The organism is Citricoccus muralis (assembly GCF_003386075.1).
Lineage (GTDB): Bacteria > Actinomycetota > Actinomycetes > Actinomycetales > Micrococcaceae > Citricoccus > Citricoccus muralis.
Genome location: NZ_QREH01000001.1, coordinates 2728271 through 2740855 on the forward strand (window position 1 = coordinate 2728271; position 12585 = coordinate 2740855).

11 protein-coding genes are annotated in these 12585 nt (G+C 70.3%); 6 read left to right on the forward strand and 5 right to left on the reverse strand.

From position 1 onward, the window contains the following. The first annotated feature begins 5 nt into the window (after positions 1–5). Together C8E99_RS12100 and C8E99_RS12105 are read left to right on the forward strand one after the other, a co-directional pair. Positions 6–917, forward strand: a complete 912-nt coding sequence (locus tag C8E99_RS12100) for a glycerophosphodiester phosphodiesterase family protein (RefSeq protein WP_115932497.1) — start codon at positions 6–8, stop codon at positions 915–917. A gap of 113 nt (positions 918–1030) precedes the next feature. Next, positions 1031–2653 (forward strand): aldehyde dehydrogenase family protein, encoded by a 1623-nt coding sequence (locus C8E99_RS12105; RefSeq protein ID WP_115932498.1) that lies wholly within the window; start codon positions 1031–1033, stop codon positions 2651–2653. A gap of 81 nt (positions 2654–2734) precedes the next feature. Here C8E99_RS12105 and pgm read toward each other — a convergent pair whose 3' ends face one another. From pgm to C8E99_RS12120, 3 genes are all read right to left on the reverse strand, one after another. Beyond that, a complete protein-coding gene (gene pgm / locus C8E99_RS12110) occupies positions 2735–4465 on the reverse strand; it encodes a phosphoglucomutase (alpha-D-glucose-1,6-bisphosphate-dependent) (RefSeq protein WP_115932499.1) in 1731 nt (576 codons plus the stop codon). Positions 4466–4557: 92 nt separating this feature from the next. Beyond that, the gene (locus C8E99_RS12115) at positions 4558–4971 is read right to left on the reverse strand and encodes a hypothetical protein (protein WP_147301231.1); all 414 of its coding nucleotides are present in this window, start codon (positions 4969–4971) and stop codon (positions 4558–4560) included. A 49-nt stretch (positions 4972–5020) separates the two neighbouring features. Further along, positions 5021–6154 (reverse strand): M4 family metallopeptidase, encoded by a 1134-nt coding sequence (locus C8E99_RS12120; protein WP_245952308.1) that lies wholly within the window; start codon positions 6152–6154, stop codon positions 5021–5023. Positions 6155–6306: 152 nt separating this feature from the next. Here C8E99_RS12120 and C8E99_RS12125 point away from each other — a divergent pair, with 152 nt between their 5' ends. Continuing rightward, complete coding sequence (locus C8E99_RS12125; RefSeq protein ID WP_115932501.1) at positions 6307–6960, forward strand: DUF4190 domain-containing protein; 654 nt, start codon at positions 6307–6309, stop codon at positions 6958–6960. 6 nt (positions 6961–6966) lie between these two features. On the opposite strand, the gene C8E99_RS12130 is transcribed toward C8E99_RS12125, so the two are convergent. Continuing rightward, complete coding sequence (locus C8E99_RS12130) at positions 6967–8385, reverse strand: amidase (protein ID WP_115932502.1); 1419 nt, start codon at positions 8383–8385, stop codon at positions 6967–6969. Positions 8386–8477: 92 nt separating this feature from the next. Here C8E99_RS12130 and C8E99_RS12135 point away from each other — a divergent pair, with 92 nt between their 5' ends. Continuing rightward, complete coding sequence (locus C8E99_RS12135; RefSeq protein ID WP_115932503.1) at positions 8478–8804, forward strand: rhodanese-like domain-containing protein; 327 nt, start codon at positions 8478–8480, stop codon at positions 8802–8804. Next, positions 8801–9799, forward strand: coding sequence for a prephenate dehydratase (gene pheA, locus C8E99_RS12140; RefSeq protein WP_115932504.1), 999 nt, complete (start codon positions 8801–8803; stop codon positions 9797–9799). The genes C8E99_RS12135 and pheA overlap by 4 nt, the downstream gene beginning before the upstream one ends. Before the next feature lie 3 nt (positions 9800–9802). On the opposite strand, the gene C8E99_RS12145 is transcribed toward pheA, so the two are convergent. Continuing rightward, positions 9803–11035 (reverse strand): diacylglycerol/lipid kinase family protein, encoded by a 1233-nt coding sequence (locus C8E99_RS12145; RefSeq protein WP_115932505.1) that lies wholly within the window; start codon positions 11033–11035, stop codon positions 9803–9805. A 75-nt stretch (positions 11036–11110) separates the two neighbouring features. On the opposite strand from C8E99_RS12145, the gene serS reads away from it, so the two are divergent. Then, positions 11111–12415 carry a serine--tRNA ligase gene (gene serS, locus C8E99_RS12150; RefSeq protein WP_115933456.1) on the forward strand — a complete coding sequence of 435 codons (1305 nt, stop codon included), beginning with the start codon at positions 11111–11113 and terminating at the stop codon, positions 12413–12415. Positions 12416–12585: the final 170 nt, after the last annotated feature.

The window sequence follows — 12585 nt, forward strand, 5'->3', positions numbered from 1 at the left end:
GACGCGTGAAGCGCCCCACCCTGCCTCCATACCTGACGGATTCCCTCCCCGCCCGCCGGGGCTGGCCGCTGGCCTTCGCCCACCGCGGGGCGGACACCACCCGGGAGAACACGCTGACCCCATTCCGCAGCGCCGTGGACCGCGGATACGGCTACCTCGAGTTGGACGTGCGCACCTCGAAGGACGGGGTGCTCATGGTCTTCCACGACGAGGTCCTGGACCGCGTCACCACCGGTTCGGGGAGGATCTCGGACCACACCTGGGAGGAACTCAGCGCGCTCCGGGTGCTGGATCCGGCCACCGGTCAGGGGTCCGACCGCGGACTGGTGCGGGAGCGGGTCGCCTCCGTTGGCGGTGCGGCATTGGACCCCGAGGTGGGGTTCGCCGGGAGCGACCTGCTCGAGGGTGAGCACCTGCTGCGCTTCGAAGACCTGCTGACCGAGTGGCCTGACGTGCACCTCAACGTGGACCTCAAGGACGATGCCGCTGGCGAGGCCATGGTGCCCTTGCTGGCCCGCCATGATGCCTGGCACCGGGTGCTGATCGCCTCCTTCCATGATTCCCGACGCCGGCGCTTCACCCGGACGGCCGGCCGCCGGATCGCGATGTCCGGCGGCGGATGGGCCATCGCCGCCCTCGTGCTGGCGGCTCCACTGGGGTTGACCCGGTTCGTGGCGCGCCGGCTCGTCCACGTCGACTGCGTCCAGGTCCCCGTGAAGCAGGGCCCCATCCCCGTGGTGACCCGCACCTTCGTGTCCCGGTGCCAGGCCGCCGGACTGCAGGTCCACGTCTGGGTGGTGGACGAGCCCGCGGAGATGGAACGCCTGTTGGCCCTCGGTGTGGACGGCCTGATGACGGACGATGCCGAGGCCCTGGCCTCCGTGATGGAGGCCCGCGGGTACTGGCCGCAGCGCTGAACCCCCGCTTTCAGGGCAGAGATCAGTACTCGTCTCTGCCCGCAAATTGCAGGTGAGTCTGCCGTGACCTGAGCGGCTGCGCGGTATCGGGCCCTTGCCGTTACCGTGGGGGCATGCCTCAGATTCCGGACTTCATCGCGGACCAGACCCTGAATCCCGGCCAGCACGGGACGAGCCCCGGGCAGGATGACACCGCGCTCGACTCGGCGCCGATGCTGCACGTCCCGGCCGGACCGGACGTGGCGAGCGGGAACGAGGAGCCGGGCGCCGCCGTCGTGAGAATGCGCCAGGCCGCCGCCCTACGATTGGCGCACCCGCGGCGCTTCCGGGCCGGCCAGCTCAAAGGCATCCGCCGCATGCTCGAGGAACAGGCCGACGCGATCTGCGGGGCCTTGGCGGCAGACCTCGGCAAGCCCTCCGTTGAGGCAATGCTGACCGAGGTCCAGCCCACCCGGTCCGAGGTGGACCACGCCCTGCTGTACCTGACCGACTGGATGGAACCGGAGTCGGTGAAGGTGCCGCTCGCGTTCCGGCCCGCCAGCGCCAAGATCGAGGCCCGGCCCCTGGGGACCGTGCTGATCATCGGCCCCTGGAACTACCCGGTCCAGACCCTGCTCGGCCCGCTGGTGGCGGCCGTGGCGGCCGGCAACTCCGTGGTGCTCAAACCCAGCGAGAAGGCCCCCGCCACGTCCGAACTCATCGGCCGGCTCATCCCGCAGTACCTGGATCCGCGCGCCGTCGCCGTGGTGCAGGGCGGGGCCGAGGCCGTGCAGGCCCTGCTGGCCGAGAAGTTCGACCACATCTTCTACACCGGAGGGGAGCGCGTGGGGCGGATCGTCTACGAGGCCGCCGCGAAACAGCTGACCCCGGTGACCCTGGAGCTGGGCGGCAAGTCCCCGTGCGTGGTGGCGGACGGGCGGAACTGGCCGGCGATCGCCCGCCGGATCGCCTTCGGCAAGTTCACCAACGCCGGGCAGACCTGCGTGGCCCCGGACTACGTGCTGGCCGTGGGGGAGGAGTCCCAGCGGCAGCTCGAGAAGCACCTGCCGAAGGCCATCGAGGAGTTCTACGGGAAGGACGCGCAGGCCTCGCCGGACTACAGCCGCATGGTCAGCACCGAGCACCTGGAACGGACCGTGGCCTTGCTGGAAGACTCCCTATCGGGTGGCGGTGGCGGTGGCGGTGGCGGGGACGGAGCCAGTGCCAGTGCGGGTGCTGAGGACGGCGCCGGTGCGCGGTTCGGAGTCGAGGGGCGCCCGCCGGCACGGCTCGTGCATGGCGGCCGGGCCGATGTCGCCGACCGGTTCCTGGAGCCGACCGTGGTGGCGGATGTGTCACCGGACAGCGCCCTGATGGCGGAGGAGATCTTCGGTCCGGTCTTGCCGATCGTGCGCGTGGACACCTTCGAGGAGGCCGTGGAGTTCATCACGGCCCGGCCGCACCCCCTGGCCGCCTACCTGTTCACGGACAAGCACCGCTACCACCGGGCCTTCGAGGAGCGCGTCACCGCCGGCGGCATGGCCTTCGACGTGGCCCTGTTGCAGGTGGGACTGCCCACGCTGCCCTTCGGCGGGGTGGGTGCCTCCGGCCTGGGCGCCTATCACGGGCGTGCCGGGTTCGAGACGTTCTCCCAGCTGCGTCCGGCCCTGACGAAGACCGATCAGGTGGACACCCTGAGGATGGTCTACCCGCCCTACACCTGGGCCAAGCGCCAGGCCCTCAAGCGCCTGCTGTGACCGGCCGGCGCGCTTTCAGTCGACTTGGGGTGGGTCTTCGGCTGGCCCACCCACCCCAAGTCGACTGAAAGCGGGGGAGGATCAGGCGATGACGGCGTCCACGATCGCCTTGGCCTCCGCCTGCACTTGGGCCAGGTGCTCGGCGGAGACGAACGACTCGGCGTAGATCTTGTAGACGTCCTCGGTGCCGGAGGGCCGGGCCGCGAACCAGGCGTTCTCGGTGGTGACCTTGAGGCCGCCGATCGCCGCGCCGTTGCCGGGGGCCTCGGTCATCTTGGCAGTGATCGGTTCGCCGGCCAGGGTGCTGGCGGTGACGTCGGACGGGGACATCTTCTTCAGTTTCGCCTTCTGTTCGGCGGTGGCCGGGGCGTCGATGCGGGCGTACACAGGATCGCCGTACTGCTCCACCAGCTCCGCGTAGTACTCGGAGGGGGTCTTGCCCGTCACCGCGCGAATCTCCGCGGCGAGCAGACACAGCAGCAATCCGTCCTTGTCCGTAGACCAGGCGCTGCCGTCGAAGCGCACGAAGGAGGCACCGGCGGACTCCTCGCCGCCGAACACCCCGGTGCCGTCCAGCAGTCCGGGCACGAACCACTTGAAGCCGACCGGCACTTCCACGAGGGGCCGTCCCAGCCCGGCGGCCACCCGGTCGATCATCGAGGAGGAGACCAGGGTCTTCCCGACGCCGGCCCCCGCCGGCCAGCCGTGCCGGTGCCGGTAGAGGTAGTCAATGGCGACGGACAGGAAGTGGTTCGGATTCATCAGCCCGCCGTCCGGGGTGACGATCCCATGGCGGTCGGCGTCTGCGTCGTTGCCGGTGGCGATGTCGAACGGTGCAGCGCCGGCCGACTCATTCTCACCGGTCCCCTCGGCCCTCATCCGCTCGATCAGCGAGGCCATCGCGTTGGGGGAGGAGCAGTCCATGCGGATCTTCCCGTCCCAGTCCAGGGTCATGAACCCCCACTGCGGATCGACCTCCGGATTCACGACGGTCAGGTCCAGCCCGTGCCGGGCTCCGATCTCTCCCCAGTACCCCACGGACGCGCCGCCCATCGGGTCCGCGCCGATGCGTACCCTGGCCTGGCGGATGGCATCCAGGTCGATCACCGTCGGCAGGTCGGTGACGTACCGGTCCAGGAAGTCGTAGGTGCCCAGCGCTTCATGCTGCCGGGCCTCGGCCAGCGGGATGCGCTGGACATCCGCGAGGCCGCCGGCGAGCAGGGCGTTGGCGCGGTCGGCGATCCAGTTCGTGGCGTCCGAGTCCGCGGGGCCGCCGTGCGGAGGGTTGTACTTGATGCCACCGTCGGTGGGCGGGTTGTGGGACGGGGTGATGACGATGCCGTCCGCCTCGCCCTCCCCGTTCGAGGGATCAGCATTGAACGCGAGGATCGCGTGGGAGATCGCGGGGGTGGGGGTGTAGCCGTCCCGCGAATCCACCAGGGTCCGCACGCCATTTCCCATGAGTACCTCCAGCGCGGTGTCCTGGGCCGGCCCGGACAGGGCGTGCGTGTCCTTGCCCATCAGCAGCGGTCCGGTCACGCCCTGGGCGGCACGGTACTCGACGATCGCCTGGGTGATGGCGGCGATGTGGTCCTCGTTGAAGGAAGCCTTGAGCGAGGAGCCCCGGTGCCCGGAGGTACCGAAGGAGACCTGCTGGGCCGGATCCGCGGGGTCCGGATGCAGCTCGGCGTAGGCGGCCAGCAACGCTGGCACGTCCACCAGATCCTGCGCGAGGGCGCGTGTCCCGGCTCGTTCGGCGGCGGGCTTCACCTGGGTGACGGCGGCATCGGGAGAGGCGTTCTCAGTGCTCATGCCACCACTGTGGCACGCCCGGCCCGGGGCGGGTAGAGAAGTGCCTACCGTGACACCACTCGGTTCCTCTCGGCCTTCCGGCCGGTGCCGGACTACTGGGGTGAGGTCACCACGGTGATGAGGGCATCCACCTCCGGGTCACGACGCCGGCCCTCCTCGTCGCACTGCAGGGAGCCTTCCCCACAGCTCACGGCCCAGACGAAGGCGTCCCGCACCCGGCTCTGTCCCTCCCGCGGCGGTTCGGTCTGCAGGGCGGGGCCGGGTCCACGGTCGGCCTCCTCGAAACGGTGACCGTGTTGCCCTGGTGCTCCCAGCCCTGCGATTCGGTGCGCCGCACGCGCGGCCGGGCCGCCGTCGTCGGGAACCGGGGCGGACCACCGGCGTACCATCCCGGCGATCCCGCCGGAGCGCTCCACCGTGACCTCGAACCGTGCGGTGTCCGAACCTCGCTGAGGTTCTCCAGGTGCCCCCGGCGACTCCGGGGGGCGGTCAGCCCTGCCATCCATGGTGCAAGCCTACGCAGAGGGTGTCCGGTGCCGGTTGTTCCGGGCCCGGTCAGGATCGGACGGCCAGGACTCCGACCTGCTCCCAGGCGCCCCGGATCGCCGTGGCCACGGCCTCATCGAATCTCTCCCCGGCCGTCAGCACGGTGGCCTCCGCGAAACCGGCGAAGTCGGCATCGCGCGGCAGCGTCTCGCCCGTGACGACGTCGAACCAGACCTGACCTGCCCGCTCCCAGGCGTATCCGCCGAGGGCCATCGCCGCGAGGTGGAAGGCCTTGTTGGGGATGCCGGAGTTCAGGTGCACCCCGCCGTAGTCCGCCTGGGTCTCCACGTAGTCGTCCATGTGCGCCGGTTGCGGATCCCGTCCCAACCGCGGGTCGTCATAGGCGGTCCCCGGCGCGGCCATGGACCGCAGTCCATCAGCCTGGACGCCCTCGCCGAAGACCTCCGAACCGATCAGCCAGTTGGCCTGCTCGGCAGTCTGGCCCTGCGCGTACTGGTCCACCAGGGCGCCGAGCACGTCGGAGAAGGACTCGTTCAGGGCACCGGACTGGCCCTCGTAGAGCAGGTCCGTGGAATACTGCATCAGCCCGTGCGCGAGCTCATGGGCGATCACGGACACCGAGGGCGTGAAGCCCGTGAAGACCTCGCCGTCGCCGTCCCCGAACACCATCTGCGTCCCGTCCCAGAACGCGTTGTCATAGCGCTGGCCATAGTGGACGGTCGCGAGCAGCCCCAGCCCGGTCCCGTCCAGGGAGGACTGCCGGTAGACCTCCTCGAGGAACGCGTGCACGGAGCCGATCCCGTCATAGGCCTCGTTGACGGACACGTCCTGCACCGGTGGCTGTCCCTCCATCCGCACGGTCCTGCCCGGGAGTTCCTCGGTGTTCTCCGCATCCGAGATCGTGCGATCCAGGGTGCCCGCCGGGGCCACCAGGGCGCGCTCCGGCAGCGCCCCACGGTGGCGCCGCTCGCGGACCTGTTCATCCAGTTCCAGGGTCCTCGCGATGGCGGCCGGCGGCCGGTGCCGGGACAAATGCTCCAGCAGATACGGGGGCACGGCGCAGCGGCGTTGATACTCCGGCGCAGCGTCGATATCGCGAGGCGTGGTCGCGGTGAACATCGTCATCAGATCACTCCCGTTGCCGCCAGCGTCGGACGGTCCGGCCCCTGCGGTCTCGATCATCCTGCATGCGAACGCGGACGCGATAGGGATCGGTGGCGACCGGGACGGGGCCGGATCCGTTCCGTAGACTGGGGCTCATCATTCCGCCTGCCGGCGGCTGGCTCGTCCAGTATCCGGGCGGGCCCGCACCAGCCGAAGAGCCAAGGGGAGCCATGTCCGATCGGGACCCACGTCAGCACGGTGGCCAGTCGTCCGAGTCGCCGGACGGCAACCGGCCGTTCAACGACCCGCAACACCCCTCCTGGTACTCGGACCCCTCCGCACCGGCCACGCCCGCTGCTCCGCGGCAGACACCCGGCCACGAGGCCGCTGCGCGCAACCCCTACGCCGACCAGCCCCTGGCCGGCCCCTACGGCAACGGCCAGGGCCAGTACCCGATCCAGGGCGAGTATCCCGTCATCGCCAATCCGTCAGGTCAGGGCACTCCGTCCGGGCAGAACGGACCCACCGGGCAGAGTGGACCCCACGGCCAGGGCGTTGCCGGCAATCCCTACGGCCCACGCCCGGGCCACACCGGACCGTGGGACGCGTCCGGTCGTCAGGCGGGCAGTCCGTTCCCCACGGCCGACCATCCGGCTCAGCCCAGTGGCCTGGCCGTGGCATCCATGGTGTTGGGCATCGTCGGCGTGGTGACCGGCGGGTTCCTCTTCGTGCCCCAGATCCTGGCGGTCATCCTCGGCCACGTCAGCTTGCGCCGCGACCGTCAGAGCCGGGGTTTCGCGATCGCTGGCCTGGTCATGGGCTACCTGATGACCGGGTTCACGCTCCTCGGCGTCCTCGGATTCATGGCGCTGCTCTTCGTCTAGCCGGGTCTAATCGGCCAGCAACTGCTCCATCCGGGCGGCGAGGGCCAACAGGGGGCCTTCTGTCCCGGGCCGGCCGATGGCCTGGACGGACCAGCTGAACCCGTCCGCGTCCCGTAGTACGGGGACGGAGATGGCCGGCAGCCCCATGACGTTGACCATGGATGTGTACGGCGTGAACCGGCACTGCAGCTCGTAGTCCTCGGCCGGGGGCAGGGCGGTGAACGTGCCGATCGCCGGCGGGGCGAAGGCCAGGACCGGCGTCAGCACCACATCGTGCGCGGCCAGCTGACGGCGGGCATCGGCGGCCCAGTCGGTCAGACGTCCCACCGAGGTGGCGAGATGGTCCTCGGAGTAGCCCCGGGCCAGCTCCAGGAAGTGGGCGGACAGGGGCCCGAGGAGCGGCTCTGCCCCGTCCGGCAGGGGGACCCTGGTCAGGGCCGACGTCCAGACGGTGCGGAAGTCCCGGTGATACCCGGGCGCGTACGAGAGGTCAGCCTCCACCACCTCGTGCCCGTCCCGTCCCAGCGCAGCAGCGGCGGCGGTGAGGGCGTCCACGGCCGGCCGGGCCAGCGTGATGTCCAGGTCCGGGGAGAAGGGGGAGGCGGTGGAGTACCCGATGCGCAACTGTCCCGGCGCGGCCTCGATAGCCCGAGGCAGGCTTCGACCCTCGCCGCCGGGGCCACCCAGCATGGCGTCGTACAACAGGGCGGCGTCCGCGGCGTTGCGCGCCAGGGGCCCCGAGACCGTGAGGTTGCGCACCGAGTCGTCCTGTTGGTCGGTGGGAACGGTTCCCCGTCCGGGTTTCAGGCCCACCAGTCCACAGGCCGCCGCGGGGATGCGGACGGACCCGCCGCCGTCGCTCCCGGGGGCGAACGGCAGCATGCCGGCTGCCACGGCCGCTGCGCCACCGCCCGTGGAGCCGCCCGCGGTGCGTTCCGGGTCGAGCGGATTGCGCGCGGGAGCGGAGATGAGGTTCTCCGAGTGGCAGGGCAGGCCGAACTCCGGAACGGTGGTCTTGCCGGTGGAGAGGGCCCCGGCCACGTGCAGGGCGGCCGCCAGCGGGTCGTCCTCTGTGGCCTCAGGGGCCTGCGCCGTCACGCGAGAGCCGAACGAGGTGCGCATCCCGGCCACGTCCACCAGGTCCTTGAACGCCAGCGGCAAACCGTGCAGGGAACCGGTGGCGCCGACGTCGGCGAAGCGTTGGTCCAGGTCCTCGGCCCGCTGGAGGGCTGCCTCCGGGTAGAGGGTGATGAACGCCCCCAGCTCGGGGTTGCGCCGCTCGGCCACGGCCAGGAAATGCCGCGTGACGGCGACGGCGGAGACCTGCCCCGCGGCGAGGGCATCGCGGAGTTGCAGTGCGGTGAGGCCATCCAGGCCGGGGGCGGCCGGGTCGGCCGCGTCGGCAGGGGTTTCCCGGTGATTCATCCCCCCACTGTAACGAGCGCCGTCCAGTGCTGCTGGGACGATGCCGGGACGCATGGTTCCAGCCGTCCGCCTCGCTCTATAGGCTGGGAACCATGAGCATGTTCGAAACCGTCCCAGTCGGCGACGTCCCCGAGAACGCCACCATCCTCGATGTCCGGGAGGATGACGAATGGGTCCTCGGCCGCGCGGCCGGCGCCCTGCACATCCCCCTCGGCGAGCTGCCCGAGCGGCTCGATGAGCTGGACCCGGACACCGACTACTACGTGATCTGCCGAACCGGCGGCCGCTCCATGCGCGCGGCCGGATTCATGGTGGAACGCGGTTACTCCGCCATCAACATCGCCGGCGGCTCCGGGGCCTGGTTCGAGTCCGAACGGCCCATGGAGGCGGACGGCGGCGCCGAACCGGCCGTCAAGTGAGTGCTGCTGCAGCCCCGCAGGCCGAACCCCAGCACGACGCCGGCTCGCCCACCTCGGGCGCAACGGGCACCGAACGTGCGCGGTACGTCTACCTCGGCCCCGCCGGGACCTTCACGGAGGCGGCCCTGCGCCAGGTCCCGGGCACCGAGGGATCCCAGTGCGACCCCGTCGGCTCGGTGATCACGGCGCTCGCGGAGGTCCGCCACGGCACCGCCGACTTTGCCGTGGTGCCGATCGAGAACTCCGTGGAGGGGGGCGTCACCGCCACCCTGGATGACATCGCCGCGGACGACAACCTGCAGATCCGGCGGGAGATCCTTGTACCGATCAGCTTCGTGCTGGTCGGCCGGCGTCAGTTGGAGCTGAACGAGATCCAGACGGTCTCCACCCACACCCACGGCTGGGCGCAGGTGCGCAACTGGGCCGCGGCCCACATCCCCCAGGCGGAGTTCATCCCCGGCAACTCGACCGCTGGTGCGGCCCGGGGCCTGCTCGATGACTCCACGACCTACGATGCCGCCGTCTGTGCGCCGCTCGTGGCGGAGCAGACCGGCCTGCCCGTGCTGGCCTCGGCCATCGAGGACACCGCCGGCGCCGTGACTCGGTTCGTCCTCGTCTCCCGCCCGTGCCCCGTGCCGGCGCCGACGGGCTCGGACAAGACGACCGTCGTCGTGCCCCTGCCGGAGGACCACCCCGGCGCGCTGATGGACATCCTGGACCAGTTCTCGACGCGCGGGATCAACCTCTCGCGGATCGAGTCCCGCCCCACCGGGGCCGGGCTCGGCAGCTACTTCTTCTCGATCGACTTCGAGGGACACGTGGCCGAGGAGCGAGTGAAGGCCGCGCTCGCCGCCCTGTACCGGATGATCCCGGGCATCCGCTTCCTCGGGTCCTATCCTCGCGCTGACAAGCTGAAGTACGCGATCCCGGCGCACACCCGGGATGCGGCCTACCGGGCCGGGCAGGAGTGGGTCGCGGCGATCATGGAGCGGTAGGGCTCAATCCGCAGCTTCAGGGACGGCCTCCGGCCGCATGGCCGGGGCGGCGGCCGAGTCCGGCACGTCCGTGGCCGGCATCTGCACCCGCAGGGAATCCGGCTTGACTCGCGCATCGATGGCCCTGACCTCCATGATCGCGTCCCCGTCGAGCTGGGCGGTCATCGGCTCGTGCAGCACCACTCGGCACCGGGTGGCCTGGTGGGTCTCCATCACGGGGATCTCCGCGGTGGACTTGGACAGGGTCTTGGCGGCGATGCGGACCCAGTCGCCCACGTGGCGGGGGGAGAGCATGACCACATCCAGCAGGCCGTCGTCGAACCGGGCGTCCGGGATGAAGTCCATGCCCGCGGTGAGCTCGCCACAGTTGGCGACCATCACGGACCGGACCTTGCGTCGTTGGGGGGCGCCGCCGTCGAGCGAGACGGAGATCTCCTTGCGCTTGCCGGCCAGGTGGCGCACGCCCGCCTCGCCGTAGGCCAGCCAGCCGGCCCGGGCCTTGAGGTCATCACGGGTGTCCCCCATGACCTCCGCGTCGATGCCCGCGCCAGCGATCACCAGGAAGGTGTTCTTCTTGACCTCGCCGTCGGTGCCCTCGAGCTTGATGGTGACGGAGTCGATCTCGCGCGTGGACCCGTGGATGGCCGTGTTGATGCAGGCCTGGTGGTCGTCCAGCGGCATCTTGAGGTTCCGCGCCAGCAGGTTGCCGGTGCCCATCGGCACCAGCGCCAGCGCGACGTCGGTCCCGGCCAGTTCCTCGGCCACGAACCGCACCGTGCCGTCGCCACCGGCGGCGATGACGACGTCGGCACCGTCCCGGATGGCCTCCCGCGCCATCTGCTGGCCCGGGTCCTCCACGGTGGTCTCGTAGACCATCAGCTCAGGCAGTCCGGCCTCGGCGACGGCAGCGGTGGCCATCGCGCGGATGCGGTCCGCACCGTTCTTGGAGGGGTTGAGCACCAGGGCGACGCGCTGGGGATGGTCCATGGCGCGGGCCACGAGTGGTGCGTCGGCGATCTCGCTGACCTGCCCGTCGAGGACCTGGACCCTGCCGTTGAGGTCGTCCATCCGCCCCGGAAGGGTCTGGACGTTGCCGTGCAGCGAGGTGACCTGGCCGTCGAGGCGGTCCATGCGACTGCGCAGGCGCCGCTGTCCGGTCCAGAGCCCTGTGGCGAAGGCCAGCGCGGCCACCACGAGGACAAGGGCGATGATGACCAGGACCAGTTCAACGGGCATGAGCAGCAGTCTACGGGGAGGCCCGGCGTCGCCGTCCTGCAGTGACGCGGCCGGAGACTGGCTAGGCTGGTGTTCGTGATCGACGTCAAGCACCTCATCGAAAACCCGGACCTCTATGTGGCCTCCCAGCGCGCCCGCGGCGCCGACGAGTCACTCGTCGAGCAGATCGTGTCCGCCGACGCGGAGCGCCGTTCGTCGATCACGGCGTTCGAGGAGCTCCGCGCCGAGCAGAAGGCCTTCGGCAAGCGGGTCGCCGCCGCCAAGGGTGAGGAGAAGCAGCAGCTGCTGGCCGAGGTCAAGGAGCTCTCCGCCAACGTCAAGGCGGCCGAGTCTGCCTCGGACGAGGCGAAGAGCCGGCTCGACGGCCTGCAGCGCCGGTTCCCGAACCTCATCGAGGATGGCGTGCCCGCCGGCGGCGAGGACGACTTCAGCACCATCAAGACCGTGGGCACCATCCGGGACTTCTCCGCCGACGGATTCACCGCGCGGGACCATCTGGAGATCGGTGAGCTGATCGGCGCGATCGACATGGAGCGCGGCGCCAAGGTCTCCGGCTCCCGGTTCTACTTCCTCAAGGGAGTAGGCGCACGCCTGGAACTGGCGCTGATGCAGATGGGCCTGGACCTGGCCCTGAAGAACGGCTTCATCCCCATGATGACCCCCACCCTGGTGCGTCCCGAGACCATGCAGGGCACGGGCTTCGACGTGGAGCACGATGACGAGATCTACAAGCTCGAGCGGGACGACCTGTACCTGGTCGGCACCTCCGAGGTCGCCCTGGCCGGCTATCACGCGGACGAGATCCTCGAACTGGGGGAAGAGCCGATCCGCTACGCCGGCTGGTCCACCTGCTACCGCCGCGAGGCGGGCTCGGCCGGCAAGGACACCCGCGGCATCATCCGCGTGCACCAGTTCAACAAGCTGGAGATGTTCATCTACACCTCTCCGGAGAAGGCCGCCGAGGAGCACGCCAGGCTGCTGGACTGGGAGGAGCAGATGCTCGCCATGGTCGAGCTGCCGTACCGCGTGATCGACACGGCCGCCGGTGATCTCGGCATGAGTGCCGCCCGCAAGTTCGACTGCGAGGCCTGGGTCCCCACCCAGGAGACCTACCGGGAGTTGACCTCCACCTCGAACTGCACCACGTTCCAGGCCCGCCGCCTGAACATCCGTGAGCGCGTGGCCGCCGAAGAAGGCAGCAAGAGTGGCTCCAAGGGTGGCACGCGCATGGTCGCCACGCTCAATGGCACCCTGGCCACCACCCGGTGGCTCGTGGCCATCCTGGAGAACCACCAGAACCCGGATGGCTCCGTCAACGTTCCAGCGGCCCTGCGGCCCTACCTGGGCGGCCTCGAGGTCCTGCCGGTCCTTTCGAAGTAGGCCGCCGCGGGTGGATATCCACCCTGGAGACAAGATGTCCACACTGGGGACAACCTGTGAGTGTTAACCGTCCCGTCATCCGCCGGCAGGGAACGGGCTACTGTGTGTCCGCGCGGTCTGCTTGACTAGGGGCATGCTCAATTCAAGGAACGCTGGCACCGAAGACCGGC

What these genes read in the sequence shown, in the direction of transcription:
- C8E99_RS12105 (WP_115932498.1), top strand. Translation starts at nt 1,031, where the DNA reads ATGCCTCAGATTCCGGACTTCATCGCGGACCAGACCCTGAATCCCGGC.
- pgm (WP_115932499.1), bottom strand. Translation starts at nt 4,465, where the DNA reads ATGAGCACTGAGAACGCCTCTCCCGATGCCGCCGTCACCCAGGTGAAG.
- C8E99_RS12130 (WP_115932502.1), bottom strand. Translation starts at nt 8,385, where the DNA reads ATGAATCACCGGGAAACCCCTGCCGACGCGGCCGACCCGGCCGCCCCC.
- C8E99_RS12125 (WP_115932501.1), top strand. Translation starts at nt 6,307, where the DNA reads ATGTCCGATCGGGACCCACGTCAGCACGGTGGCCAGTCGTCCGAGTCG.
- C8E99_RS12135 (WP_115932503.1), top strand. Translation starts at nt 8,478, where the DNA reads ATGAGCATGTTCGAAACCGTCCCAGTCGGCGACGTCCCCGAGAACGCC.
- C8E99_RS12115 (WP_147301231.1), bottom strand. Translation starts at nt 4,971, where the DNA reads ATGGATGGCAGGGCTGACCGCCCCCCGGAGTCGCCGGGGGCACCTGGA.
- C8E99_RS12145 (WP_115932505.1), bottom strand. Translation starts at nt 11,035, where the DNA reads ATGCCCGTTGAACTGGTCCTGGTCATCATCGCCCTTGTCCTCGTGGTG.
- C8E99_RS12120 (WP_245952308.1), bottom strand. Translation starts at nt 6,154, where the DNA reads ATGATCGAGACCGCAGGGGCCGGACCGTCCGACGCTGGCGGCAACGGG.